Source organism: Microbacterium sp. JZ70 (genome assembly GCF_053903225.1).
Window position 1 is genome coordinate 666,195 of record NZ_CP096405.1, and the last position, 24,253, is coordinate 690,447.

The 24,253-nt window shown below is 69.6% G+C and carries 26 protein-coding genes; 21 read left to right on the forward strand and 5 right to left on the reverse strand.

Annotated features, from left to right (window positions below; translation table 11 throughout):
• Window positions 1-47: 47 nt before the first annotated feature.
• From M1D46_RS03000 to M1D46_RS03060, 13 genes are all read left to right on the forward strand, one after another.
• Window positions 48-878, forward strand: coding sequence for a metal ABC transporter ATP-binding protein (locus M1D46_RS03000; protein ID WP_456284301.1), 831 nt, complete (start codon window positions 48-50; stop codon window positions 876-878).
• Window positions 875-1,783, forward strand: coding sequence for a metal ABC transporter permease (locus M1D46_RS03005; protein WP_455969279.1), 909 nt, complete (start codon window positions 875-877; stop codon window positions 1,781-1,783). The genes M1D46_RS03000 and M1D46_RS03005 overlap by 4 nt, the downstream gene beginning before the upstream one ends.
• Before the next feature lie 23 nt (window positions 1,784-1,806).
• Window positions 1,807-2,211 carry a Fur family transcriptional regulator gene (locus M1D46_RS03010; RefSeq protein WP_271172639.1) on the forward strand — a complete coding sequence of 135 codons (405 nt, stop codon included), beginning with the start codon at window positions 1,807-1,809 and terminating at the stop codon, window positions 2,209-2,211.
• The gene (locus M1D46_RS03015) at window positions 2,208-3,236 is read left to right on the forward strand and encodes a permease (RefSeq protein WP_456286566.1); all 1,029 of its coding nucleotides are present in this window, start codon (window positions 2,208-2,210) and stop codon (window positions 3,234-3,236) included. Before M1D46_RS03010 ends, M1D46_RS03015 begins: the two co-directional genes overlap by 4 nt.
• Before the next feature lie 7 nt (window positions 3,237-3,243).
• Window positions 3,244-4,176, forward strand: a complete 933-nt coding sequence (locus M1D46_RS03020; protein WP_456286567.1) for a TIGR03943 family putative permease subunit — start codon at window positions 3,244-3,246, stop codon at window positions 4,174-4,176.
• A complete protein-coding gene (locus M1D46_RS03025) occupies window positions 4,166-5,731 on the forward strand; it encodes a hypothetical protein (protein WP_456286568.1) in 1,566 nt (521 codons plus the stop codon). The genes M1D46_RS03020 and M1D46_RS03025 overlap by 11 nt, the downstream gene beginning before the upstream one ends.
• Complete coding sequence (locus M1D46_RS03030) at window positions 5,728-6,399, forward strand: DNA-3-methyladenine glycosylase (RefSeq protein WP_456286569.1); 672 nt, start codon at window positions 5,728-5,730, stop codon at window positions 6,397-6,399. The genes M1D46_RS03025 and M1D46_RS03030 overlap by 4 nt, the downstream gene beginning before the upstream one ends.
• A 137-nt stretch (window positions 6,400-6,536) precedes the next feature.
• A complete protein-coding gene (locus tag M1D46_RS03035) occupies window positions 6,537-7,541 on the forward strand; it encodes an SIS domain-containing protein (protein ID WP_456286570.1) in 1,005 nt (334 codons plus the stop codon).
• A gap of 21 nt (window positions 7,542-7,562) precedes the next feature.
• Window positions 7,563-8,846, forward strand: coding sequence for an ABC transporter substrate-binding protein (locus tag M1D46_RS03040; protein WP_456286571.1), 1,284 nt, complete (start codon window positions 7,563-7,565; stop codon window positions 8,844-8,846).
• A gap of 75 nt (window positions 8,847-8,921) precedes the next feature.
• Entirely contained in the window at window positions 8,922-9,803 is an 882-nt protein-coding gene (locus M1D46_RS03045) for a carbohydrate ABC transporter permease (protein ID WP_456286572.1), read from the forward strand.
• Between the two features lie 4 nt (window positions 9,804-9,807).
• Window positions 9,808-10,674 (forward strand): carbohydrate ABC transporter permease, encoded by an 867-nt coding sequence (locus M1D46_RS03050; RefSeq protein WP_456286573.1) that lies wholly within the window; start codon window positions 9,808-9,810, stop codon window positions 10,672-10,674.
• Between the two features lie 13 nt (window positions 10,675-10,687).
• The gene (locus M1D46_RS03055) at window positions 10,688-11,599 is read left to right on the forward strand and encodes a PfkB family carbohydrate kinase (RefSeq protein WP_456286574.1); all 912 of its coding nucleotides are present in this window, start codon (window positions 10,688-10,690) and stop codon (window positions 11,597-11,599) included.
• A 55-nt stretch (window positions 11,600-11,654) separates the two neighbouring features.
• Window positions 11,655-12,332: a GntR family transcriptional regulator gene (locus M1D46_RS03060; RefSeq protein ID WP_456286575.1), complete on the forward strand. Its 678-nt coding sequence runs from the start codon at window positions 11,655-11,657 to the stop codon at window positions 12,330-12,332.
• 9 nt (window positions 12,333-12,341) lie between these two features.
• On the opposite strand, the gene M1D46_RS03065 is transcribed toward M1D46_RS03060, so the two are convergent.
• Both M1D46_RS03065 and M1D46_RS03070 read right to left on the reverse strand, forming a co-directional pair.
• Window positions 12,342-12,620, reverse strand: coding sequence for an AbrB/MazE/SpoVT family DNA-binding domain-containing protein (locus M1D46_RS03065; RefSeq protein ID WP_456286576.1), 279 nt, complete (start codon window positions 12,618-12,620; stop codon window positions 12,342-12,344).
• A 121-nt stretch (window positions 12,621-12,741) separates the two neighbouring features.
• Complete coding sequence (locus M1D46_RS03070; protein ID WP_456286577.1) at window positions 12,742-13,740, reverse strand: arabinan endo-1,5-alpha-L-arabinosidase; 999 nt, start codon at window positions 13,738-13,740, stop codon at window positions 12,742-12,744.
• Between the two features lie 291 nt (window positions 13,741-14,031).
• On the opposite strand from M1D46_RS03070, the gene rpmB reads away from it, so the two are divergent.
• The 6 genes from rpmB (at window position 14,032) to M1D46_RS03100 (ending at window position 18,476) form a co-directional block, all read left to right on the forward strand.
• A complete protein-coding gene (rpmB, locus tag M1D46_RS03075; RefSeq protein WP_271172651.1) occupies window positions 14,032-14,268 on the forward strand; it encodes a 50S ribosomal protein L28 in 237 nt (78 codons plus the stop codon).
• The gene (gene rpmG / locus M1D46_RS03080) at window positions 14,268-14,438 is read left to right on the forward strand and encodes a 50S ribosomal protein L33 (RefSeq protein ID WP_155049151.1); all 171 of its coding nucleotides are present in this window, start codon (window positions 14,268-14,270) and stop codon (window positions 14,436-14,438) included. The genes rpmB and rpmG overlap by 1 nt, the downstream gene beginning before the upstream one ends.
• Before the next feature lie 2 nt (window positions 14,439-14,440).
• The gene (rpsN, locus tag M1D46_RS03085) at window positions 14,441-14,746 is read left to right on the forward strand and encodes a 30S ribosomal protein S14 (RefSeq protein ID WP_271172652.1); all 306 of its coding nucleotides are present in this window, start codon (window positions 14,441-14,443) and stop codon (window positions 14,744-14,746) included.
• A 254-nt stretch (window positions 14,747-15,000) separates the two neighbouring features.
• The gene (locus M1D46_RS03090; protein ID WP_271172653.1) at window positions 15,001-15,288 is read left to right on the forward strand and encodes an HU family DNA-binding protein; all 288 of its coding nucleotides are present in this window, start codon (window positions 15,001-15,003) and stop codon (window positions 15,286-15,288) included.
• Window positions 15,289-15,416: 128 nt separating this feature from the next.
• Entirely contained in the window at window positions 15,417-17,387 is a 1,971-nt protein-coding gene (locus M1D46_RS03095; RefSeq protein ID WP_456286578.1) for a cytochrome c oxidase assembly protein, read from the forward strand.
• 114 nt (window positions 17,388-17,501) lie between these two features.
• Window positions 17,502-18,476 (forward strand): intradiol ring-cleavage dioxygenase, encoded by a 975-nt coding sequence (locus M1D46_RS03100; protein ID WP_456286579.1) that lies wholly within the window; start codon window positions 17,502-17,504, stop codon window positions 18,474-18,476.
• Here M1D46_RS03100 and M1D46_RS03105 read toward each other — a convergent pair.
• Together M1D46_RS03105 and M1D46_RS03110 are read right to left on the reverse strand one after the other, a co-directional pair.
• Window positions 18,457-19,065: an NAD-dependent epimerase/dehydratase family protein gene (locus M1D46_RS03105; RefSeq protein WP_456286580.1), complete on the reverse strand. Its 609-nt coding sequence runs from the start codon at window positions 19,063-19,065 to the stop codon at window positions 18,457-18,459. The two genes, M1D46_RS03100 and M1D46_RS03105, sit on opposite strands and share 20 nt — an antisense overlap.
• Window positions 19,066-19,078: 13 nt before the next feature.
• Entirely contained in the window at window positions 19,079-19,744 is a 666-nt protein-coding gene (locus tag M1D46_RS03110; protein ID WP_456286581.1) for a FadR/GntR family transcriptional regulator, read from the reverse strand.
• A gap of 92 nt (window positions 19,745-19,836) precedes the next feature.
• On the opposite strand from M1D46_RS03110, the gene M1D46_RS03115 reads away from it, so the two are divergent.
• On the forward strand, window positions 19,837-21,609 hold the full coding sequence (locus M1D46_RS03115; protein WP_456286582.1) for a 2-isopropylmalate synthase: 1,773 nt from the start codon (window positions 19,837-19,839) through the stop codon (window positions 21,607-21,609).
• On the opposite strand, the gene M1D46_RS03120 is transcribed toward M1D46_RS03115, so the two are convergent.
• Window positions 21,606-22,721 (reverse strand): hypothetical protein, encoded by a 1,116-nt coding sequence (locus M1D46_RS03120; protein WP_456286583.1) that lies wholly within the window; start codon window positions 22,719-22,721, stop codon window positions 21,606-21,608. The two genes, M1D46_RS03115 and M1D46_RS03120, sit on opposite strands and share 4 nt — an antisense overlap.
• Window positions 22,722-22,813: 92 nt before the next feature.
• On the opposite strand from M1D46_RS03120, the gene M1D46_RS03125 reads away from it, so the two are divergent.
• Window positions 22,814-24,190: an ATP-dependent DNA helicase gene (locus M1D46_RS03125; protein WP_282978492.1), complete on the forward strand. Its 1,377-nt coding sequence runs from the start codon at window positions 22,814-22,816 to the stop codon at window positions 24,188-24,190.
• Window positions 24,191-24,253: the final 63 nt, after the last annotated feature.

The following is a 24,253-nucleotide window of genomic DNA, read 5'->3' on the forward strand; positions in this document are numbered from 1 at the left end:
CCGCTCTCACGGAGAACGATTATCAATCCGGGACTAGGCTGACGGTCATGCCCGAACCCGTCCTCGAGATCTCCGGAGCCGCCCTCCGCCTGCGCGGACGCGAGCTGTGGTCGGGGCTCGACCTCGCCATCCGTCCCGGCGAGTTCGTCGCCGTGCTCGGGCCGAGCGGGTCCGGCAAGACCACGCTCCTGCGCGCGATCCTCGGGCTCCGGCAGCTCAGCGCCGGCTCGATCCGCGTCGAGGGCAAGCCCGTCCGCAAGGGCAACCGCCGCATCGGGTACATCCCGCAGCAGCGGCCGTTCACCCCGGGAACCAGCCTGCGTGCCCGCGACCTCGTCGCGCTCGGCGTCAGCGGCTCACGTTTCGGCCTGCCGATCCCGCGGCGCGGCGACCGCGCGCGCGTGGATGCGCTGCTCGACGCGGTCGGCGCGACGCGGTACGCGGATGACCCGGTCGGGTCGCTCTCGGGCGGCGAGCAGCAGAGGCTGCGGGTGGGGCAGGCGCTCGCCGACGCGCCGGGTCTGCTCCTGTGCGACGAGCCGCTCTCGAGCCTCGACCTCGCGAACCAGCGCGCCGTGACGGCGATCATCGACCGCGAGCGCGCCGAGCACGGCGCCGCGGTGCTGTTCGTGACGCACGACGTGAACCCGATCCTCGACTCGGTCGACCGCATCCTCTACATCGCGGGCGGCCGCTTCACGTTCGGCGCTCCCGACGAGGTGCTCCGCACCGAGGTGCTGAGCGACCTGTACGGCGCTCCCGTGCAGGTGCTGCGCGCGGGCGGCCGCCTCGTGGTCGTGGGGATCCCGGACGCCGAGCCGCACCATCCGCACGAGCACCACGACCACGCCCACCATGACGCGGAGGCGCACGCATGAGCCCGCGCATCCTGCCCGGCGTCGAGTGGAGCGACGTCTTCTCGTTCGACGACTACGGCGCCCTGCTGCAGCTCGTGTCGAACTCGATCATCGCCGCGGCGGCCCTCGGCATCGTGGGCGGGCTGATCGGCGTCTTCATCATGCAGCGCGACATGGCGTTCGCCGTGCACGGCGTGAGCGAGCTGTCGTTCGCGGGCGCCGCCGCCGCGCTCCTCTTCGGCGGCAGCGTCGTGATGGGGTCGCTGCTCGGCGCCGTGGCGGCCGCGCTCATCATCGGCGCCCTCGGTGCGAAGGCGCGCGACCGCAACTCCGTCGTCGGCGTGCTCATGCCCTTCGGGCTCGGCATCGGCATCCTCTTCCTGTCGCTCTACGAGGGCCGCAGCGCGAATCGCTTCAGCCTGCTCACGGGCCAGATCGTCTCGGTCTCGAGCCCCGACCTCGGCTGGCTCATCCTCATCAGCGCGATCGTCTTCGCAGGCCTGCTGCTCATCTGGAATCCGCTGCGCTTCGACTCCCTCGACCCGCAGTCGGCCGAGGCGCGCGGCGTGCCGACCCGGCGCGTGAGCATCCTGTTCATGCTGCTGCTGGGCCTCATCGTCGCGGTCGCCGTGCACATCATCGGCGCCCTGCTCGTCATGGCCCTGCTCGTGACGCCCGCGGCGGCGGCGATGCGGGTGAGCCACGGTCCGCTCGCCGTGCCGCTCCTGTCGGCGCTGTTCGGATTCGTCTCGGCGGTCGGCGGCATCCTCCTCGCGATCGCGGGAACCCTGCCGGTGAGCCCCTACATCACGACGATTTCCTTCGCGATCTGGGGCGTGTGCCGCCTCATCTCGTGGCGTCGCGATCGGGCCCTGCGCACCGGCGATGCTCAGTCGGCGCCCAGCGCCGCCCCGAGCATCGCATAGGCGCCCGGCCTAGAATCTCTCGTATGGCCCAGCGGAACACGTGGCAGCGCGAGCGCGTGCGCGACGCCCTCAGCGACGCCGAGGGATTCGTCAGCGCGCAGGCGCTGCACGCGGCCCTGCGCGACGAGAACACGGGCATCGGGCTCGCGACGGTGTACCGCGCGCTCGCGGGGCTGACGGCCACGGGCGAGGCCGACACGCTGCAGAGCCCGGACGGCGAGGCGCTCTACCGCGCGTGCTCGCAGGGGCATCATCACCACCTGATCTGCCGCCGCTGCGGGAAGGCCGTCGAGATCGAGGCCCCGCCGGTCGAGCGGTGGGCACAGGAGACCGCCGCCAAGCACGGCTTCCGCGAGGCCGAGCACATGATCGACATCTTCGGGATCTGCGCCGAGTGCGCGGCCGAGAAGGACGCCGCCTCGGCGTGACATCCGTCACGACGCGCGAGCGCCCCGCGCAGCCGCCGACATCCCGGAGCCGTCTCGCGATCGGGCTGGGAGCGGGGCTCGCGGTCGTCGCGGCGCTGTTCCTCATCGACGCGCTCGCGCCCGCGCTCTTCCCGCAGCCGCTGCCCACGCGCGCGCAGGACGGCCTCACGCTCTCGCTGAGCGTGCTCATCGAGTCGCTCCCGTTCGTCGTGCTCGGCGTGCTCCTGTCGATCGTCGTCCAGGTGTGGGTGCCTGCGCACGTGATCGAGCGCGCGCTCCCGCGGCAGGGCTGGGCGCGGCGGGCGGTGCTGTCGCTCCTCGGCATGCTCATCCCGGTATGCGAATGCGGGAATGTGCCGTTCGCGCGGGGGCTCCTCATGCGCGGGCTCACCCCGGCCGACGCCCTGACCTTCCTCGTGGCGGCGCCGATCGTCAACCCGATCGTGATCCTGACGACGCATCAGGCGTTCGGGTGGGACGGCGGCATCCTCGTGGCGAGGCTCGTCGGCGGCTTCCTCATCGCGAACCTCATCGGATGGCTGTACAGCCGCCATCCCGCCCCGGAGCGCATCCTCACCGATCGCTTCCGCGACACGTGCGAGGTCGTCGCGGGCGAGCAGGGCGACCGCGCGCGGCGCAGCCTCGCCCAGTTCGTCGTCGAGCTGCGCGCGGTCATGCCGGCGCTCGTCATCGGGTCGGCGATCGCGGGAGCCGTGCAGGTGCTCACCCCTCGCAGCGTGCTCATCGCGATCGGCTCGAACCCCGTGCTGTCGATCGTGGCGATGATCCTCCTCGCGATGACCGTCGCGATCTGCTCGAACGTCGACTCGTTCTTCGCGCTCTCGTTCGCCTCGACGTTCTCGTCGGGCTCGCTCGTCGCCTTCCTGCTCGTCGGCCCCATCGTCGACGTGAAGATGCTCGCGCTCATGCGCACGACCTTCACGGCGCGCGTCCTCGCGGGCATCGTGGCGGTCGTGCTGCTGTCGGCCTTCGTCATCGGGATCGGGGTGAACCTCGTTGCGTGACGATCGGATGGCCGCCGTGCGGAAGGCGGGCGCACGCTGGCTCGGCGTGGGCCTCGCGGCCGTGCTCGCCGTCGTGACGATCGGGCTCGCCGTCACCGGCCGGCTGCAGCTCTACATCAACCCCGCGCAGACCTGGTTCGCGGTCGGGATGGCCGTGCTCGCGCTCGCGGGCACGGTGTGGTCGTTCGCGCTCCCGCTCGGCGCCGAGGCCGACCACGGCCACGACCACGGCCACGCCCACGCCCGCGCCCACGCCCACCACGACCACGTTCACGGCCCGGCCCACCGGCACCACCCCGATCAGCATGTCTCGATCGACGCGGGAAACCGACCGCCATACCCGCCGGGAGTGAGACATGCAGAGGGGCGGCACGGCGCAGGGGTACGTGGGGTCGCAGGGGTGCGGCGAGTCACCGGGACGCGGCGCGTCGCAGGGGCGGCGGCGGTCGTGGTCGGCGGTGTGGCGGCATCGGCCGTCGCGGTCGCGGCGCTCGTCCTCCCGCCGGCCTCGCTGTCGGTCGAGCTCGCGATGGACCGCGACACGGGCACGCCGCCGCTCTTCGCCGGAGCCGACACCGTCACCCTGGCCGCGAGCGGCGACACGAGCGGGTTCGGCATCGGGGAGTGGTCGACCGTCTTCGCGACGGCGACGAACCCCGACGCCTATGCGGGCAAGGAGGTGACCCTCACGGGCTTCGTCACGCCCGACGAGGAGAGCCCCGACGGCGTCCGCCTCGGGCGCCTCGTCATCACGCACTGCGTGATCGACGCGCAGCCCGCCTCCGTTCCGGTGTCGGTGCCCGAGGGCACGGCCAGCCTCGCCGTCGGCGAGTGGATCGAGGTCACCGGCACGATCGCCGCCGACGCGTCGGGCGCGCTCTCCATCGAGCCCGAGACCATCACGGCCGTCGACGCACCGGAAGATCCGTATGAGTACTGACGGCGGGCGTCCTCTCAGCCGCCGGGAGCTGCGCGAGCGGACCGAAGCCGCGCGAGCCCCCGAGGCCGCGCGAGCCCCCGAGCCGCCCCAGCCCGCGCCATCCGAGCCCGAACCGCCTCAACCCGCACCATCCCGCCCCGCGGAGCCCGGGCCATCCGCGCGGCCGCGCCGCTTCGTCGGGGCGATGCTCGCGGTGCTCGGCGTGCTCGCGGTGCTCGCCGGCGGCGGCGCGGCCGTGAGCCTCACGCAGGGGCCGCGCGTGAGCACGGTCGAGGTCGACGCCGAGGCAGCCACGCAGGCCTCGGGCAGCCGCGTCGTCCTCACCGCGAACCAGGCCCTCGCCGACATCGACGCGTCGCAGGTCACCGTCTCTCCTGAGACCCCGTTCACGGTCGACGCGGCCGGGCGCATGGTGGGCGTGCGGTTCACCGTGCCTCTCGACGACGACACCGAGTACACGGTCACGATCGACGGCGCGGAGAGCGTCGGCGGCGGGCCGGCGGCGACGCTCGAGACGACCTTCACCACGCCGCCCGCGGAGATCTTCCTCCTGCAGCGCGACGCCGACGGCGACGACACGATCTTCCGCAGCGACATCTCGGGCGACGCGGCGGTGCCCGTCTACACCGCGGCGTCGATCGACGACTTCCGGGTCACGGGCGAGCATCTCGTCGTCTCGGTGCGCGAGGACGATGCCTCGGCGCTCTACGTCGCCGACCGCGACGGCTCGGATGCCGAGAGGATGCCGCTGCCGGGCGAGGGCACGATCACCGGCCTGCAGGTCTCCAGCCGCGGCGAGCTCGTCGGGTACACCTACACCGACCTGCAGCTGAGCGAGACCGAGGGGCGGGCGAGCGTGCTCTTCACGGCAGACCTCCGCGAGCCCGATGCGGAGCCCGAGCCGATGGTCGTCGGCGACGAGGAGCCGAGCATTGCCAGCTGGCGCTTCGTGCCCGACTCCTCCGCGCTGCTGTTCGTGAACTTCGCGAGCGACCTCATCGTCTACGACCCGGCCGCCGAGAATCCGTCGCCGACCGCTCTCGGCACGGCGTTCGCGATCGACGCCGTCACGCGCGGCACGTACACGGCATTCATCGAGCGCCTGGATGTCGCGGGCGGCGTGCAGCTCGACCTCACCACCGGCGACGAGACCGACCTCGTCGAGCCGTCAGACGACCTCGGGCAGCCGGGTCGTGTGCTGCCCGTGCCCGGCGGAGGGACCGTCCGGGAATTCGTCCGGCTCGGGGCGGATGGCACGCCCGAGGCCCAGCTGGTCGCGTACGTCGACGACGAGGGCGCGTCGCGGACGCTGCTCGAGGCGACGGGCGCGGATGGCCTGCTCCAGACGTGCGTGTCGCCGAGCGGCCGGTACGCGGCGGCTCTCGTCGCTCCCGATCTCACGACGAACCGCTACGACTACGACGCCCTGCAACCGCTGCCGACGACGCTCGAGACCCACATCATCGAGATCGAGACCGGCGAGGAGGTCTCGAACCTGTCGGGCTTCGGCATCAGCTGGTGCGACGTCGGCCCGTGGGACTCGGTGACCGGATGACCGACGGTCTCCACGCGGCGACGCGGGAAGAGCTGCGCGGTCTTCCCGTCGAGGTCGCGCCCCGGCTCCTCGACGGGCTCCTCACGACGACGATCGATGGCGACGAGGTCGTCGTGCGGCTGACGGAGGTCGAGGCGTATCACGGACTCGGCACGGGCGACGTCCACGACGCCGGCTCGCACGCCCGCATGGGGCGCACCGCCCGCAACGCGACGATGTGGGGCGAGCCCGGCCATCTTTACGTCTACCTCAGTCACGGCATCCACTCGTGCGTCAACGTCGTCTGCGGCCCCGAGGGAGAGGCCGGCGGAGTCCTCCTGCGCGCGGGGGAGATCGTGCAGGGTGCGGATGTCGCGCGCCGGCGGCGCGAGGAGCGCGGCGTCGCGCGCACGGATCGGGATCTCGCCCGCGGCCCCGGTCGTCTGGGCGACGCCGTCGGGCTGCGCTACCCCGTGCACGACGGGATCGATGCCGTGACCGGCGAGCTGCAGGCCGGCGCGACTGCCCGCCTGCAGCTGCGGGACCATCCGATCGGGTTCGTCTCGGGGCCGCGGGTGGGCGTCGCGGGCCTCGCGGGCACGAGCGCGTTCCCGTGGCGCTTCTGGATCCCGGGAGACCCGACCGTGTCGTCGTTCCGCCCGGGCCGCGGAGCCGTCGAGCCGCGCTGATTCGCGCGGGATGCGCATTGCGGCGCGCCACCGCGTCAAGAATCGGGTCTTCCCAAGTCGACTTCCGGCCGCTACGGTAAGACGTTATGAGACGTGCTAATACGTCTCATAACGTCCTACCTTCAGAAGGGTCCATCTTGACTAGCACCGCCTCCTTTGTCGACTCCGAAACCATCGAAGGCCAACTGTCCGCCGCACGGCGCGCGGTCGCCGAGCGCGGCCATGTCGCCCGCGTCGTCCTGACCGCGTGCGGCGGCTCGTACGCCAACATGATGCCCATCGAGTTCTTCCTTGACGCGCGATCGGCATCCTTCGAGACGCGCGCCATCAACGCCGCCGAGTTCACCTCGCGGAACTCGACGCGCATCGACGCCGCGACCGTGGTCGTCCTCTGCTCGCACTCGGGCAATACGCCCGAGACGGTCAGCGCGGCACGCCACGCGCGCGAGCGCGGCGCCCTCACGATCGCCCTCACGTTCGATCCGACCTCGCCCCTGGCGGAAGCTTCCGAGCATGTCATCGCCTACCAGCACGGCGAGGGCAAGAGCGAAGCGCGCATCGCGCCCGCCCTGCTGCTGCGGCTGGCCGCCGGGATGCTCGACGACCTCGATGGCGTGAGCCTGTCAGCTTCCGCAGACGCGGCCGTCGCCGCCCTGGATGAGCTGGCTCCCGCCGCGCGCGCGGCCTACGCCGAGAAGGCGGACGCCTGGGCGTTCGAGCATCGCCGGGAAGAGCTCATCTACACGATGGCTGCGGGGTCGAACTACGGCTCGGCCTACTCCTTCGCCATCTGCCTTCTGCAGGAGATGCAGTGGGTCCACTCGGCGTGCATCCACGCGGGCGAGTACTTCCACGGACCGTTCGAGGTGACTGACCTCGACGTGCCCTTCATCGCGCTCCTCGGCCTCGACGCGACCCGTCCCCTCGAACAGCGCGCCGTCGACTTCGCCACGAAGCACTCGGACAACGTGCTCGTGATCGACGCAAACGACTTCGGTCTCGAGAGCGTCGACGAGACCATCCGAGGCGACTTCGCCCACATCCTCTTCAACGTCGTCCTGCGCACCTACGCGGACGCGCTTGCCGATCACCGCGGCCATCCCCTGAGCGTGCGTCGCTACATGTGGCGCATGGAGTACTGAGCTGAGACAAGGAACGCAACGATGCGCACGAAGACACGAATCGCAGGAGCCGCGCTGGCCGCCGTCGCGCTGGCCCTGCCGCTCGCGGCCTGCTCCTCCGGGAGCGGCGACGGAGACAAGGTCGAGATCGACTTCTTCCACCGCTGGCCCAACGAGCCGAAGAAGACCTACTTCGACGAACTCGTCGCGGAGTTCGAGGCCGAGAACCCGGACGTCGACATCAAGGTCGAGAGCGTGCTGAACGACAGCTACAAGGACAAGGTCAAGGTCGTCGCCGGCTCGGCGAACGCGCCGGACGTTCTCTTCACCTGGAGCGGGTCGTTCGTCGCCGAGCTCGTCAAGAGCGACGCGCTCATGGATCTCGGCCCATGGCTCGAGGCGGACACCGAGTTCGCCGAGAGCTTCTATCCGAGCCAGATGGACCCGTTCCAGGTCGACGGCGTCCAGTACGCGCTGCCCCTCGGGATGCACTCGAAGGTGTTCTACTACAACACGGAGGTCTTCGACGAGCTCGGGCTCGAGGCGCCGAAGACCTGGGACGAGTTCCTGAACGTCGTCGAGACGATCGAGGCGGAGACCGGGAAGCCCGCGATCGAGTTCGGCGCCGTGGACACCTGGACCATCGCGCACTACCTGGGCACGCTCAACCAGCGCGTCGTCGATCCGGAGGTCTTCGTCGCCGACCAGGATCCGGCCCAGGGTGAGTTCACCGACCCGGGCTACGTCACCGCGCTGGAGCGGCTGCAGGAGATCGCGGGACACGCGAACGAGGACTTCCTCGCGATCGACCACGAGATGGCCCGGAACTCGTGGATCGCCGGCGAGGGTGCTCCGCTGTTCTATGCGCAGAGCGCTGAGATCGGGTACTTCGGCGATGTGGCCTTCGACTACTCGGTGTTCAACTTCCCCGCGGTTGAAGGCGGCAAGGGCGACCCCAACCAGTTGACGGGTGCGCCCGAGGGATTCGCCATCTCGAAGAACACCGAGCATCCGGAGGAGGCGCAGCGGTTCGTCGAGTTCATGCTGAACAGCGAGAACGGCGTGACCTACACGGAGGACACCGGAGAGCTGAGCGCCGTCCAGGGCGCCGTGGAGAAGGCCGACGTCTCAGACACGACGAAGGAGCTCGCTGGGCAGATCCTCGATGCATCCGAGATGACGCCGTGGCTCGACAACGCCTACGACCCGCAGATCGTCGCGACGTACCTCGCCGAGGCGCAGCTCATGCTCGGCGGACAGCAGACGCCGGAGGGCGTCATGCAGAAGGTTCAGGAGGTGGCAGAGCGCGTGCGCTCCGCTGCCTGATCTTGTGATCGTCCCCGGGGCGCCGGCGAAGCCGCCGGCGCCCCGTCCGCAACCGACTCCAGAAATGGTGCATCAATGAAGACCCGCACCCGTGCCCTGGGCAACTGGCTCTACATCCTGCCCGCCCTGATCCTCATCGCGATCTTCGTCTACTATCCGCTGGCCGCGAATCTCTTCTATGGCTTCTTCTCGTTCCGCGCCGGAGCGAGCGACCTCACCCCTGTCGGGCTCGACAACTTCGCCCGCCTGCTGGGCGACCCTGTCATCTCCTCAGCGCTCCTCAACAACGTCGTCTACGCCGCGGTGTCGATCGTGTTCCAGGTGGGCGGGGGCCTCGTCGTCGCCGCCTGGCTGACGCATCTGCTGCGTCCGCGGATCGCCGCTGTCCTCCGCAGCATCTACTTCATGCCGGCGGTGATCTCGATCACGGTCATCGCGCTGATGTTCACCTTCATCTACAGCTCTCGCGGCGGTCTGCTGAACTCCTTCCTCGACGCCATCGGGCTCGGGCATCTGCAGACGTCCTGGCTTGCGGATGTCGACACGGCGATGGGATCGGTCATCGCGGTGTCGCAGTGGCAGAGCATCGGCTACCTCTGCATGCTCTACGTCGTCACGCTGCAGCAGATCCCCGCGGAGTACTACGAGGCGGCCGCATTGGACGGCGCGGGCCGCATCCGTCAGTTCTTCAGCATCACCGTGCCGCAGGCGAAGGAGATGATCTTCGTCGCGATGATCCTCACCGTCTCCGGTGCGTTCACTGTGTTCAACGAGCCGTACATCCTCACGGGCGGCGGACCAGGGAACACGACCCAGGTGCTCGCGACCTACATGTACAACCAGGGCTTCTTCCAGAACCAGATGGGGTACGCCTCGGCGATCGCGACGCTGATCTTCGTCATCACGCTCATCTTCTCCCTTGTGCAGATGCAGTCGTTCCGCACAGGAAAGGACTGAGGCCATGTCCACTCAGGTGATCACCACCATCCACGACAAGAAGAAGCGCCCGGCCGAGCACGTCTGGAACGCACCGGTGTACCTGGTGCTCGTCATCTACGCGATCCTCATCGCCTACCCACTGATCTGGATGCTGATCTCGTCGTTCAAGACATCCTCGGAGATCTTCAACGACCCGTGGGGTCTGCCGCAGACCTGGCTCGTGCAGAACTACGCCGCAGCCTGGGACAGGGGCATCTCCAGCTACTTCCTCAACTCGGTCGTCGTCACGTTCGTCACGTCGCTCGGCACCGTGCTGCTGGCAGCGCTGTGCGCGTACGGGATGGTCCGCATCGCGAGCCGCGCGGCGAACGTCGTTCTCATCGTCGCGATGGGCGGCCTTGTCGTGGCTCCGCAGGTGAGCCTCATCCCGCTGTACCAGATGCTCGACGCCCTCGAGCTGCTGGACACCCTGTGGGCGATGATCCTTCCCTACGTCGCCTTCCGGCTGCCGATGGCGATTCTGCTCATCCGCTCGGTGTTCCTCGGCATCCCGAAGGAGCTCGAGGACGCGGCGACGATCGACGGCTGCCGCTCGCTGGGGGTGTTCCGTCACGTCTACCTGCCGCTGAGCCGGTCGATCCTGATGACGGCGAGCGTGCTCACCGCGTACTTCGCGTGGAATGAGTTCCTGTTCGCGATCGTCTTCGTCAACTCCGACGAGAGCCGCACGATCCCCGCCGGCCTGATGTCGTTCCGCGATGCGCTGTCGACCGACTGGGGCGTGCTGCTGGCGGGCCTCGTCATCGCGGCGTTGCCGATCGTGATCGTCTTCATCGCGCTGCAGAAGTACTTCGTCGCCGGCATCACGGCCGGCAGCGTCAAGGGATAAGGAGAAGCCACTGATGTACACGCCTGAGCAGCTGCGAGAGATCCTGGGGACGGTTCCCCCGCATTCTCTCGTCGGAATCGGCGACAACGTGCTCGACTGCTACCTGCACGAGGATCTCGCGTACCCCGGCGGGAACGCCTTGAACGTGGCGGTGTACTCGCGCCTCCTGTTCCATGGCGAGTCCGGGTTCATCGGGATCATGGGGGACGACCGCTTCGCAGCGCACCTCAGCCACGTGCTTGATGAGATCGGGGTGGATCGCGAGCGCGTGCGGGTCGTGCCGGGAGCGAACGGCATGGCCTTCGTCTCCCTCGATGATGACGGTGACCGACGCTTCGTCGGCTCGAATCGCGGCGGAGTGCAGCACGAGCTGCGTCTGCGGCTGACGGAGCAGGATCACGCGTACATCTCCCGGTTCGACCGCGTGCACACGTCGGTCTACTCGTCGATTGACGTGGAGCTCGCCGCCATCCGCGATCACGGCACGCGCGTCTCGTATGACTACTCCGAGAATCCGCGCTCGGAGGTGATCGTCCAGACCGCCCCGCACGTCGAGGTGGGCTTCTTCTCCGGAAGCGCGCTCAGCGAAGGCGAGGTGGACGCTTTGGGCAGCGCTGCCGTCGCGGCCGGGATGGAGGTGGCGGTCGTGACCCTCGGGGCGCGGGGGTCCATCGCGTTCGAGCGCAGTCATCGGACCTCTGCCGAAGTCAAGGCTGTCGATGCGGTCGACGCGTTGGGCGCGGGCGACGCGTTCGTGGCGGGCTTCCTCGCGTCGCGGTCGGCCGAGCAGAGCCTCCCGCGATGCCTCGAGGTCGCGTCGACCGCTGGCGCGCTCGCATGTTCCTTCCGAGGTGCCTTCGGCTACCCTGTCGAAGCAGGGGAGGACGCCCGAGCGCAGCTGCTCAGACGCTATCCCGGCGCCTGAGAAGAGAGGTATCGACGTGACCCGTTCCCGTGCGAGCCTTCATGAGCAGGTGCGCATGACGTTGGCTCAGGAGATCCAGGACGGTCGCTACAGCGACACGGGGCGGATCCCGCCCGAGCCAGAGCTGTGCGAGCGTTTCGGGGTGAGTCGCATCACCGTGCGGCGCGCGGTCGCGGATCTCGAGCGCGAAGGGATCGTGCAGCGCCGACAGGGAACGGGAACCTTCGTGACCGACCCGCCCAAGCTCCTCAGCACGATGGCGATCGGTGGGTTCGCCGACCAGCTGACCGCGACGGGGAGGAAGTCCCGTTCGGTGAAGCGGGCGGACGTCTCGGATGCCGATGCGCGAACAGCGCGCGCCCTCGGGATCTCGCCGGGGTCTCCCATCCTTCGGCTCGAGCGTGTCTTCCTCCTCAACGACGTGCCGCTCTCGCTGGACCGGAGTGTCTACTCACTCGACAGGTACCCGGGTTTCGCACAGAAGATCGAGGACGACACGTCCACCTACGAGGTGCTGCGCAGCGACTACGGCGTGCGGTTCGCGGAGGTGCGGCGCGAAGTGCGGGTCGGCTATACGACAGCCGAGACCGCGGGCTGGCTTCAGAGGCCGGAGCACGATCCGCTCATCGTCATCGAGAAGGTCGCGCTGGACCAGGACGGCGCGGTCATCCACATCTCGCATGTCGAGACCGTGCCCAGTCGCGTGACGCTGCAGATGATCGCTCGGGAGTGACGCGCTCTTTCACGCTCCCGGTTCGATCAGGACGAGAGTCGGGAAGTACGTGGCGTATCGACCGCTGTCGCGTGTGAGCAGACGATACGAGAGGAACGCTCTCGAAGGCGCCGGCGCGTCCGCGCATGCGTCGGACGATGCGCTCGCCGCGAGACGCGACCGGGTGGCGTGGATGATGCGCAGCGTCGCGCCGTCTTCGATGACCTCGACCTCGTCGCCTTCCAGGAAGCCGTGAGCCCGCCGCAGCTCCGCGGGGATCGTCACCTGTCCCTTGGAGTCGAGTTTCATGACCTGCCCCGTCATACGTGTCAGTTCACCTGCAAGCGTCCGCGCACGCGGCGGCCGCGGCGCCGTCGAGCCGCGCTGAGGCGCGTGCGCCGCCCGTGGACGGCGCACGCGCCTCAGCGGCTCAGTACACGTAGGGCCATCCGCCCGAGTAGCCGAGCAGATTGATGCCGAGGCGCGAGGCGCCCGCGTCGTCGTAGTAGTGGTAGAAGAGCACGTCGGCGTCCGCGTCCGCCAGCACGGCCTGGTGCCCGGGACCGTGGATCGATCCGTGGCTCGCGAGGATCTCCGTTCCGCCGCCCGCGGTCATGGCGACGCCGTTGCGGTCGAGATAGGGCCCCGTGACCGACGTCGCGCGGCCGACCATGACGCGGTACGTGCTCGCGGCGCCCTGGCAGCAGCGGTCGAACGACACGAAGAGGTAGTAGTACCCGTCGCGGTAGTGGATGGTCGGCGCCTCGATCGCGCCGCCGCCGCGCCCCGCGATGCTCGCGAACGTGCTGTCGAGCCGGAGGCCGGACACGTTGCTGAGGCGGATCATCTTGATGCCCGACCAGAAGGATCCGAACGACAGCCACCACCGCCCCGTGTGGTCGATCACGAGGTTCGGGTCGATCGCGTTCCAGTCGTTCGACGTCGTCGACGAGATGATCGCGCCCTGGTTGGTCCAGGTGCCTGGAGCGCCGCTCGTGCTCGTCGCGAGGAAGATCGCGGAGTTGTTGGAGCCGAAGGTCGACGCCGAGTAGTAGAGGTAGTACTTGCCGTTGGCATAGGTGAGGTCGGGCGCCCACACCGTGTTCGTCCCGTTCGTGTAGCCGTGCACCCACGGCATGCCGCCGGGGAAGGCGACGCCCGCGTCGGCCCAGGCGGTGCGGTCGCCCGAGGTCTTCAGGGGGATGTTGTCGCCCGTCTGCGCGAGCAGGTAGGTGCCGTCGGGCTTCTTCACGACCTCGGGGTCGTGCGTGTAGGTCGAGCCGGTGACGTATCCGGGATTCGGATACGTCGCCGCGGCGGTCGGCTCGGCGCCGCCGGGGGCGACCAGCGGCGCGAGAGCGACCGCGAAGGCGAGCGCGAGGGCGATGCCGGCGCGTCGTCTGCGGTGCGGGCGGGGGAATGCGGCCATGAGACCTCCTCGTCGAGGTGATGGATGCGCTCGGCTCCGAGCGCGTCGCCAGTATTCCAACGTTGGAAATGCTGCGTCAAGGGCGAGACGGGGGAGTGGGCGGGGGCCGGGGCGCTCCGATTCGGGCGACACGCCCGACTGTGCTAGGATCGACGTTTGTCTGCGTGCACTCCTGCGCGCAGTTCGTGCGGCCCCACCTGTACACAGCCCGGTCTCCGGGTGGGTGACGGCTGCGCAGACAAGAGATCTTGGGTGGAGCCGTCCGGCTCCACGGTAGTGAAGGAGTGAACCATGGCTGCTGTGTGCCAGGTGACCGGTGCCGTACCCGGCTTCGGTCACAATGTCTCGCACTCGCACCGACGGACGAAGCGCCGCTTCGACCCGAACGTGCAGAAGAAGACGTACTACGTTCCGTCGCTCGGCCGTAAGGTCACGCTGAACGTCTCCGCCAAGGGCATCAAGGTGATCGACGTCCGCGGCATCGAATCGGTCGTGAAGGACCTGCTCGCGAAGGGTGTGAAGCTCTAATGGCGAAGAAGGCTCAGGACGTCCGTCCCATCATCAAGCTGCGTTCGACCGCGGGCACGGGCTACACGTACGTGACCAAGAAGAACCGCCGCAACAACCCCGACCGCCTCGTGCTGAAGAAGTACGACCCGGTCGTGCGCAAGCACGTCGACTTCCGCGAGGAGCGTTAATCATGGCGAAGAAGAGCAAGATCGCTCGCAACGAGCAGCGCAAGGCCGTCGTCGACCGCTACGCGGCGAAGCGCCTCGAGCTGAAGAAGCAGCTCGTCGACCCGAACGCGACGGACGAGCAGCGCGAGGCCGCTCGCGTGGGCCTGCAGAAGCTGCCCCGCAACGCGTCGCCCGTGCGTCTCCGCTCGCGCGATGTCATCGACGGCCGCCCCCGTGGCGTGCTGACGAAGTTCGGCATCTCGCGTGTCCGCTTCCGCGACATGGCGCACCGTGGCGAGCTGCCCGGCGTGACCAAGTCGAGCTGGTAAGCACCCGCTTCGGTAAGAGGGCGGGACTCCTTCGGGAGTCCCGCCCTCTTCCTTTTCCCGCCTCGCGAACCGTCACTTCCGTCACATCCGTCACATCCGGAGGGCGACACGCCGGGCGAATCGCGCGGAAAGCCGCGAGAATCCGCGGAATTCCGGGGCGCGTTGGTACATTCATCACGGTCGCAAGACCACCGGAGGCAAACGCCTCCGGTCCGTTGAAACGTCGCGGCGTCCTCACGCCGCTGGAGGATGACATGGCCGACAAGACCATCACCAAGACCGAGCTCGTCGCGAGCATCGCCAGCGCCACCGGTCAGAGCCAGGCCGCCGTCTCGGGCGTCCTCGACGCTCTGTTCACCTCGGTCTCCGAGTCCGTCGCCAAGGGCGCGAAGGTCTCGATCCCCGGCTGGATCGCGTTCGAGCAGGTCGACACCGCTGCCCGCACCGGCCGCAACCCGCAGACCGGCGAGGAGATCGCCATCCCCGCGGGCAAGCGCGTCAAGGTGACCGCCGGCTCGAAGCTCAAGGCCGCCGTCAAGTAAGACGTCTGCCGCGTCGAAAGGGCGCCGTCCTCCGGGACGGCGCCCTTTCGCATGCCCCGCGGAAGGGCGAACGATCGGGACATGCCCCGCGCGGCGTCCGCCCAGGGGCGCGCGCATAGGGTTGAGGGGTGAACCCGCGCGCGCTGCGGGCCGCTGGGCCCCTCATCCTCGTCGTCGCGGCGATCGCAGCCGTCATCGCGGGTCTCGTGATCGGCGGCGGTGCCGCCGAGCGGTTCAGCGCCGACCCCGGCGCCTTCGTCCGCTGGGGCCTCCCGATCGCGAAGCTCGTCGTCAACCTGGCGGCGGCGACGATGCTCGGCGCGCTGGTGCTCGCGCTCTTCGGGCTGCGCGCGCAGGAGCGCGAGTTCGACGTCGCGCTCGACACGGCGTCGATCGGCGCGGCCGTGCTCACCCTCTCGAGCGGCGCGGTCGGGTTCCTGACGTTCCTGTCGTCGTTCAACCCGCAGCTCAGTCTCGGCGCGGAGTTCGGTGCGCAGCTCGGCCGCTTCCTCACGCAGACCGAGCTCGGCAGCGCCTGGCTCCTGACGACCGTCCTCGCGGCCGTCGTCACGATCCTCGCGTTCGCCATCCGCTCGTGGACCCCGACGCTCCTCACCGCCGTCCTCGCGGCCATCACGCTCGTCCCGATGGCCACGCAGGGGCACTCGGGCGACCTCGCGGGCCACGACGCGACGGTGACCGCGTTGACCCTGCACATCGTCGCTGCGGCGGTCTGGCTCGGGGGCCTGCTCCTGCTCGTCATCCTGCGCCCCGCCATGGAGGAGCAGCGCCTGGGCCCGCTTCTCGCGCGCTACTCGTCGCTGGCGCTCGCCGCGTTCGTCGTCGTCGCGGTCTCGGGCTACGCGCGAACCCTCACCTCCATCGGGCAGTGGGACCAGCTGCTCACGCCGTACGGGGCCATCCTCATCGCGAAGATCGTCGCACTGCTCGCGATGGGCCTCCTCGGCGCGCTCTACCGCCGTCGACTCCTCGCGCGGGCGGCGGATGGCGCGGGCGCGTTCTGGGGTCTCGTCGCGGTCGAGCTCGCGTTCATGGGCATCGCGAGCGGAGCGGCCGCCGCGCTCGCGCGCACGTCGCCGCCGGTCGGGGAGATCTCAGCGCCGCAGTCGACGCCCGCCGAGATCCTCACCGAGGCGCCGCTGCCTCCCGAGCTGACGCCCGCCCGCTGGCTCACCGCGTGGGACATCGACCTGCTGTGGGTGTTCGTCGCGGGCTTCGGGCTCTTCTTCTACTACGCGGGGGTGCGGCGCCTGCGTGCGCGCGGCGACGCGTGGCCCGTGCACCGCACCGTGCTCTGGACGATCGGCATGGTCCTGCTCGTCTGGGTGACGTGCGGGCCGCTCACGGCGTACGGCGACTACCTCTTCAGCATGCACATGCTCGGGCACATGCTGCTGAGCATGGCCATCCCGCTGCTCCTCGTGCCCGGCGCACCGGTCACGCTCGCGGCTCGCGCCATCCGCAAGCGCGAGGATGGCACGCGCGGCGGCCGCGAGTGGATCCTGTGGGCGGTGCACAGCCCGTTCGCCCGCGTCATCACGCACCCGCTCGTCGCGGCCGGCATCTTCATCGGGTCGCTGTGGGCCTTCTACTACACCGATCTGTTCCGGTGGTCGCTGTACGACCACCTGGGCCACGAGTGGATGATCGTCCACTTCCTGCTGTCGGGCTACCTGTTCGTCATGTCGCTCGTGGGCATCGACCCCGTGCCGTACCGCCTGCCGTACGCAGGGCGTCTCGTCACCCTCATCGTCACCATGGCGATGCACGCGTTCTTCGGCATCTCGATCATGAGCCACTCGGGTCTCATGGTCGCGGAGTGGTTCGGCGCGATGGGCCGCACGTGGGGCGCCACCCCGCTCGAGGACCAGTACACGGGCGGCGGCGTCGCGTGGTCGATCGGCGAGATCCCGACGCTCATCACGGCCGTCATCGTCGCGATCCAGTGGAGCCGCAGCGACGAGCGGACGCAGAAGCGCGCCGATCGCCACGCCGACCGCACCGGCGACGCCGAGCTCGAGGAGTACAACGCGCGTCTCGCCCGTCTGGCCGAGCGCGACCGCCGTCGCGGACTCTGACCCTCAGCGCTCATAGGCCGTTCACAGACCGGTGAACGGCCGCGCATAGCGCCGTTCTCCAGCATGGACGCATCACCGCCCCGAGCGGGCGGCCGCGAGACAAGGAGACGGATCATGGCGCGCATTCCCGAGCCCGAGCAGACCCCTGACGGGCCGGCCTACGAGGGCCGGCTCCTCGCCCGACCGGACGAGGAGGTCGTGGACCAGGGTGCCGGCTTCGATCTCAGAACGCTCGTCAGCCGGCGAGGCATCCTCAGCCTCGTCGGAGTCGGCGTGGGCGCCGCGACCCTCGCGGCCTGCGCGCCCGCCGCGACGAGCTCGACGAGCACCTCGACCCCGAGCGCGACATCGGACACGTCCGCGAGCACGTCCACCCCGACGCCGACGGCAACGGCCGATTCGACGGAGGCTGCGCTCCCCGACGGCGAGATCCCCGACGAGACGGCGGGGCCCTATCCGGGGGACGGGTCGAACGGGCCCGATGCGCTCGCGGACTCGGGCATCATCCGCAGCGACATCACGTCATCGATCGACGGGTCGGCCACCGCCGAGGGCGTCCCCCTGACCTTCACCCTGCGGCTGACCGACATGGCGAACGGCGACGCGCCGTTCGAGGGCGTGGCCGTGTACGCCTGGCATTGCGACGCGCAGGGCCGCTACTCCATGTACTCGTCCGGCGTCGAGGACGTCACCTACCTCCGAGGCGTCCAGATCGCCGACGCGAACGGGCAGGTGACCTTCACGTCGATCTTCCCCGCGTGCTACTCAGGGCGCTGGCCTCACATCCACTTCGAGGTGTACCCCGACGCGGCGTCGATCTCCGACTCGGCGAACGCGATCGCGACGTCGCAGCTCGCGCTTCCGCAGGCCGCGTGCGAGACCGTGTACGCGCTCGCCGGGTACGAGGGATCGACCGCGAACCTCGCCCAGGTGACGCTCGCGAGCGACAACGTGTTCGGCGACGACGGCGGCGCACTGCAGGTCGCGACCCTCACGGGCGATGCGACGGGCGGCTACGCGGCATCTCTCGTCGTCCGCGTCGACACCGCGACCACGCCGACGGCCGCGCTCACGACTCCTCGACGATAGTGAACACGCCGCCTGCCGCCCCGAGCAGCTCGACGGTCTGAGCGGCGGCGGCATCGATGTGGATGCGGGGCCCGTCGGGAGGCGAGACCGGGTAGAAGGTGCCAGTGCCGTAGAGCTGGCCGTACCGGAGAACCGTCCCGCCGAAACCGAGCACGGCCTCCTCGAGAGTCCGGACGGCGTCCGCTCCGCCCCCTGGCGGGAGCTGCCACGCGACGCTCTGCGCGAGGAGCCGCCGGCAGTCGGCCGCCGCGGCCGCGGCCAGAAGGTTCGCGGTGCCCTCGACACGGATGCGCGCATTGGCCGCTCGTCGTTCCGGCAGCTCTTCCACGGCATCGGGGAGGTCGGTCAGCTGGTGCAGGACGAGGTCCGGACGGAATCGCGTCACCGCCGCGATGAGCCGCGCCCTGTCGTAGGCGTCGCACACGACCGGCTCTACACCCAGCACGCGGAGAGATTCTGCTTTCGCAGGGGTTCGCGTCATGCCCGCCACCACATGCCCGAGTTCGGCCAGCCGCGGCAGAAGCCTCGAGCCGATCACGCCGCTCGCGCCGGCGACGAACACACGAAGCGCGGTCGAAGCGTCGCTCATCGCGCTGCACCCCTCACGTGAGCATCCTCCGGAGCGCCGTGAGGTGTCCACGAGCGAGAGCGGCCGCCGTCTCGGCATCCTGCGAAGCGATCGCATCGTAGATGCGCCGATGGACCTCCTGATCGATCTCGTCGCCGTGGCGGCCGCGGATCGTGAGCATGTCGATCATCGCGAGGCGCGAGCGCTGCGCGAAGCCGTCGAAGAGCTCCTCGAGGACCGGGTTGTGAGCCGCGGTGACGATCGCCCGGTGGAAGGCCATGTCCGCCTCGACGTGCTCAGATATGCCGACTCGTTCGAGTCGAGCCTCGAGCGCCTCTCTGAGGAGCTCCAGTTCATGCGTCGCGCGCCGCTCCGCTGCCAGCGCGGCCGCCTCGACCTCGATGGCCGTGCGCGCTTCAATGATGGAGACGATGTGGGCGCGTCGGATGACGTCGTCCCAGTTCTCGGGGACGTCGCTCGCGGTCACGAACACGCCCGCGCCCTGCCGGGTGGCGAGCACCCCGCGCGCGGCGAGGATGCGGATCGCCTCCCGCATCGTCGAGCGCCCGACGCCCAACTGAGGCGCGAGCGTGGTCTCCCCCGGCAGCTTCGTGCCGACGCTCCACTCGCCGGCTCGGATGCGCTCGAGTAGGAGATCGCTGGCCTGCTCGGCGAGGGACTCCCGGCGCACGATCGTCATGGTGCGATTCTCTCATCGGTCCGCAACTTATCTACTTGTCTGAGGAGTTGTGATAGGTTCACCTCCTGACGACCGGACAAGGAACACCCCTGATGGACAACAGCGCTTTCCCCACCCTCTCCACTCCGGCGGGCGAGATCCCCCGTGGTGCACCGAGTTGGAATCGGCAGCGTCGCTCGCAGATGCCCTCGCACCGGTACCGCGACGTGCACTCCCGCGTCCACGTGCCGGTCGCCGAGCGCCATTGGCCCGGCAGGCGGCTGACGCAGGCTCCGCTCTGGGTGCCGGTCGACCTGAGGGACGGGAACCAGGCCCTGGCGGAGCCCATGGACCCTCTGCGCAAGCGGCGCTTCTTCGAGCTGATGGTCGCGATGGGGTACAAGGAGATCGAGGTCGGCTATCCGTCTGCGTCGCAGACGGACTACGACTTCATCCGGCTGATCGCGGAGACCGATATCGCTCCGGCGGATGTGACGGTGGTCGTGTTCACGCCCGCGCGACGCGAGCTGATCGAGCGGACCGTCGAGTCGATCCGGGGAATCCGCAACTCGGTCGTGATCCACATGTACACGGCGACCGCGCCGACCTGGCGCGACGTCGTCCTCGGGCAGGACCGTGAAGGGCTCAAGGACCTGATCCTCGCTGGAGGTCGCGACGTCCTCGAGTTCGCTGGACACCTCTCAGACATCCGGTTCCAGTTCTCGCCGGAGGTGTTCAATCTCACGGAGCCGGACTACGTGCTCGAGGTGTGCGACGCGATGACCGAGCTCTGGGGCGCGACTCCGGACCGCCCCGTCACTCTGAACCTCCCGGCGACCGTCGAGGTCGCCACCCCCAACGTGTACGCGGATCAGATCGAGTACATGCACAGGAACCTCGCTCGTCGCGACGCGGTGATCCTCTCTGTCCACCCGCACAACGACCGCGGAACGGGGGTCGCCTGCGCGGAGCTCGCGCTGCTCGCCGGCGCCCAGCGCGTCGAAGGGTGCATCTTCGGCAACGGCGAGCGCACCGGCAACGTCGACCTCGCCACCCTCGCTCTGAATCTGCATGCGCAGGGGGTTGACCCGATGGTCGACTTCTCCGATATCGACGAGATCCGCCGCACGGTGGAGCACTGCAACCGCATCGAGATCCACCCCCGCCACGCCTACGTCGGAGATCTCGTGCACACCGCCTTCTCGGGCACGCACCAGGACGCGATCCGGAAGGGCCTCGCCGAGCATCGCGCTCGCGCCGCCGCGGAAGGGCGTGACGAACGGGAGGCCGACTGGCGCGTGCCCTATCTGCCCATCGACCCCGCCGACATCGGACGCAGCTATGACGCCGTCATCCGGGTGAATTCGCAGTCGGGCAAGGGCGGGATCGCCTACCTGCTGGAGACCGAGTACGGGATCGAGCTGCCGCGCCGCCTCCAGATCGATCTCGCCCGGCGCGTTCAGCAGCACGCTGACCTGTCGGGTGAGGAGATCACGGCCGACCGGCTCTGGGACATCTTCCGACGTGCGTACCTCGAACAGGACGTCTCGTCCGGGGTCGAGCTCGCCGGCTTCGAGGTGACCGGACGGAGCACGGTGATCGATCTCCGCGTGGCCGGGGTGCCGAGCACGACCCGCCATGACGGGGTCGGACCCATCGAGGCCCTCACCGCCGCGCTGGCGGGCATCGGACTCCGCGTGGAGATCCTGAGCCTGTGCCAGACGAGCGTCGGCGGGGGCGGTGGCAGCGAAGCCCTCACCCTGATCGAGTTCCGGAGCGAGCGGGCCGCGGGATGGGCCGCAGGCAGGGATCGCTCAGCGCTCAAGGCCTCCCTTCTGGCCGTCGTCCGCGCTGCGACGGCGGGAACGCGCGCTCCCGTCGCCTAGACGTCCGGCGACCCGATGCTGATCGCGGCGGAGCCGTCGGGCAGGATGTCGATGGCCCCGTCGATCGTGAAGGTCACGTCCTGGCTCACGTGGAAGATCGAGCCGTCGTAGATCGACTGCACGTCCATCTCGATGTGGGCGATCGCGCCGGCGGGCGCGATCGCCCAGTACGCGCCGTCCGGCACGACGGCGACGTTCGGCTGCGCGGCGATCGACCAGGTCGGCGGGGTGATCACGCGCTCGTAGGTCTCGTAGCCGAACGGGCAGCCGGTCGGCTGAAGCACCCGCTGCGTCGTGCACTGCTCGAGGAAGTCGTGCACCTGACCCGTGATGATGTCGTTGAACTCGTCGGTCGGGCGCGCCTGCACGTCGACGGGGACCGCCGCGAGGGACTGCTGCGCGAGAGCGCGGACGGGCGCGGCCTGCGCGGCCGACGTGTCGACCGAGACGGCGTACGCGCCCGGCGCGAACACGAGCATCGAGACCGGATCGAGGGGCGCGGCGTCGGCCCCGTCGGGCGAGACCTGCCGCTTGTCGAGCTCGAACCCGTTGACCGTGAAGCGCATCGAGCCGCGCACCGTCACATCGAGCACGGCGAGTGGCGTCGTCTCGAAGCGCCAGGCTGGGACGAGGCCCGACCATCCGTCCTGCTCGACGCGGAACGTGGAGCGCCCTTCCTGGCCCGCCGCGGAGAACGAGAGGGTCACCTCGACGACGCCCTCGGACATCCGCGACGCGATCACCTTCACGTCGTCGAGGTCATCCGACAGCGCCGATCCGCGCAGCAGCGCGTCGCTCACGGTCGTCGGGATCCCGGCGGCCTCGAGATCCGCCGAGTCGACGGCGACGCCGGGGATCGTGAGCGCGTCGGCCGCGCGCCCGTCGGCGAGCATCCCGACGTACCGCTCCACGAAGGCCTCCGGGCCCCAGAAGACGCGATACAGGGCGGCGAAGCCCGCGGCGATCGCCGCGACGAGGAGCAGCCCGACGACGACGAAGCCCGCGACCTCGGCGGTGCGCCCCCGCTCGCGCCGGCGGATGGCCGTGGCCGGGGAGGGCGCGTCGGCCGACCCCCCGCGCGAGGGCGCGGCATCGGTCACGGCCTGCTCCATGCGGCCAGTCTAGGAACGACACGCCGGGCGGAGCCTGCGAACGGCTGTGGAGTGCCGGAACCGGGCCGCGTTCACCTCTCTACGATGGAAGGGTGACCGCACCTGCTCTGTCGGCGGAGCAGGAAGCCCTGTTCCGCCTCATCGAGGACACGCGCGAGCATGTCTTCATCACGGGGCGCGCGGGCACGGGCAAGTCGACCCTGCTGCGCCACCTCACGTGGCACACGAGCAAGCAGATCGCGATCTGCGCGCCCACGGGCGTTGCGGCGCTCAACGTCGAGGGCCAGACCATCCACTCGCTCTTCAAGCTGCCGATCGGGCTCATCGCCGACCAGGATCTCGAGCAGAGCGACGCGACCCGCAAGCTTCTCAACGCGATCGACACGCTCGTGATCGACGAGATCTCGATGGTCAACGCCGACCTCATGGACGCCATCGACCGGTCGCTCCGGCAGGCGCGCGGCCGACGGCGCGAGCCGTTCGGCGGCGTGCAGGTGGTCATGTTCGGCGACCCCTACCAGCTCGCCCCCGTCCCGCCGCGCGGCGACGAGGCGCGCTACATTGCCGACCACTACCGCTCCTTCTGGTTCTTCGACGCCCACGTGTGGGCCGGGGCGGAACCGGGCGGCGACGGGCTCATCGACCTGGGGCGCCACGGAGCGGATCTGCACATCCGCGAGCTCACCCACATCCACCGTCAGTCCGACGACGGGTTCAAGGCGATGCTGAACGCGGTCCGGTACGGGCGCGTCACCGCCGACATCGCCGAGAAGCTCAACCGCGCGGGCGCGCGCACCCCGCCCGCCGACCCCTCCGATCCCGTGATCACGCTCGCGACGCGCAACGACCGCGTGAACGCGATCAACGCGAAGCACCTCGCCGCACTGGCCGGGAGAGAGCAGACCGCGGTCGCCGAGATCAGCGGCGACTTCGGCCGCGGTGACGTGTACCCGGCCGACGAGCAGCTCAAGCTCAAGGTCGGCGCGCAGGTGATGTTCCTCCGCAACGACGTGTCGGGCCCCGACGGGCCGCGCTGGGTGAACGGCACGATCGGCATCGTCACCCGCATCATGGGCGACTCCGTGCGCGTCGAGGTCGACGGCGAGGAGTTCGACGTCGAGCCGACCGTGTGGGAGAAGCACCGCTACTCGTACGACGCGGCGTCGAAGAAGCTCAGCCGCGACGTCGTCGCCGAGTTCACGCAGTTCCCGCTCCGCCTCGCGTGGGCCGTCACGATCCACAAGTCGCAGGGGAAGACCTACGACCGCGCGATCGTCGATCTCGGCTCAGGCGCCTTCGCCCCCGGGCAGACGTACGTCGCGCTCTCGCGCCTCACGTCGCTCGACGGCCTGTACCTCACCCGCCCCCTGCGGCCATCCGACATCCGCGTCGACGAGGACGTCCGCCGGTTCATGCGGGCCGCGTGGGAGCGCGACGCGGCGGGCATGCGCTCGGCGGCGACGGGCTGAGCGCCGCGGAACGTCACGGTTCTGCATCCTCGCCGGGATCCCGGGCAAGGGTCGCCTAAACTC

Excerpts from the sequence above, each read along its gene's own strand:
- M1D46_RS03010 (WP_271172639.1), top strand. The coding sequence starts at position 1,807 with ATGGCCCAGCGGAACACGTGGCAGCGCGAGCGCGTGCGCGACGCCCTC.
- M1D46_RS03115 (WP_456286582.1), top strand. The coding sequence starts at position 19,837 with ATGGACAACAGCGCTTTCCCCACCCTCTCCACTCCGGCGGGCGAGATC.
- rpmG (WP_155049151.1), top strand. The coding sequence starts at position 14,268 with ATGGCGAAGAAGGCTCAGGACGTCCGTCCCATCATCAAGCTGCGTTCG.
- M1D46_RS03060 (WP_456286575.1), top strand. The coding sequence starts at position 11,655 with ATGACGTTGGCTCAGGAGATCCAGGACGGTCGCTACAGCGACACGGGG.
- M1D46_RS03045 (WP_456286572.1), top strand. The coding sequence starts at position 8,922 with ATGAAGACCCGCACCCGTGCCCTGGGCAACTGGCTCTACATCCTGCCC.
- M1D46_RS03100 (WP_456286579.1), top strand. The coding sequence starts at position 17,502 with ATGGCGCGCATTCCCGAGCCCGAGCAGACCCCTGACGGGCCGGCCTAC.
- M1D46_RS03025 (WP_456286568.1), top strand. The coding sequence starts at position 4,166 with ATGAGTACTGACGGCGGGCGTCCTCTCAGCCGCCGGGAGCTGCGCGAG.
- rpsN (WP_271172652.1), top strand. The coding sequence starts at position 14,441 with ATGGCGAAGAAGAGCAAGATCGCTCGCAACGAGCAGCGCAAGGCCGTC.
- M1D46_RS03090 (WP_271172653.1), top strand. The coding sequence starts at position 15,001 with ATGGCCGACAAGACCATCACCAAGACCGAGCTCGTCGCGAGCATCGCC.
- M1D46_RS03120 (WP_456286583.1), bottom strand. The coding sequence starts at position 22,721 with ATGGAGCAGGCCGTGACCGATGCCGCGCCCTCGCGCGGGGGGTCGGCC.
- M1D46_RS03005 (WP_455969279.1), top strand. The coding sequence starts at position 875 with ATGAGCCCGCGCATCCTGCCCGGCGTCGAGTGGAGCGACGTCTTCTCG.
- M1D46_RS03040 (WP_456286571.1), top strand. The coding sequence starts at position 7,563 with ATGCGCACGAAGACACGAATCGCAGGAGCCGCGCTGGCCGCCGTCGCG.
- M1D46_RS03000 (WP_456284301.1), top strand. The coding sequence starts at position 48 with ATGCCCGAACCCGTCCTCGAGATCTCCGGAGCCGCCCTCCGCCTGCGC.
- M1D46_RS03105 (WP_456286580.1), bottom strand. The coding sequence starts at position 19,065 with ATGAGCGACGCTTCGACCGCGCTTCGTGTGTTCGTCGCCGGCGCGAGC.
- M1D46_RS03020 (WP_456286567.1), top strand. The coding sequence starts at position 3,244 with ATGGCCGCCGTGCGGAAGGCGGGCGCACGCTGGCTCGGCGTGGGCCTC.
- M1D46_RS03050 (WP_456286573.1), top strand. The coding sequence starts at position 9,808 with ATGTCCACTCAGGTGATCACCACCATCCACGACAAGAAGAAGCGCCCG.
- M1D46_RS03070 (WP_456286577.1), bottom strand. The coding sequence starts at position 13,740 with ATGGCCGCATTCCCCCGCCCGCACCGCAGACGACGCGCCGGCATCGCC.
- M1D46_RS03065 (WP_456286576.1), bottom strand. The coding sequence starts at position 12,620 with ATGAAACTCGACTCCAAGGGACAGGTGACGATCCCCGCGGAGCTGCGG.
- M1D46_RS03055 (WP_456286574.1), top strand. The coding sequence starts at position 10,688 with ATGTACACGCCTGAGCAGCTGCGAGAGATCCTGGGGACGGTTCCCCCG.
- M1D46_RS03110 (WP_456286581.1), bottom strand. The coding sequence starts at position 19,744 with ATGACGATCGTGCGCCGGGAGTCCCTCGCCGAGCAGGCCAGCGATCTC.
- M1D46_RS03030 (WP_456286569.1), top strand. The coding sequence starts at position 5,728 with ATGACCGACGGTCTCCACGCGGCGACGCGGGAAGAGCTGCGCGGTCTT.
- rpmB (WP_271172651.1), top strand. The coding sequence starts at position 14,032 with ATGGCTGCTGTGTGCCAGGTGACCGGTGCCGTACCCGGCTTCGGTCAC.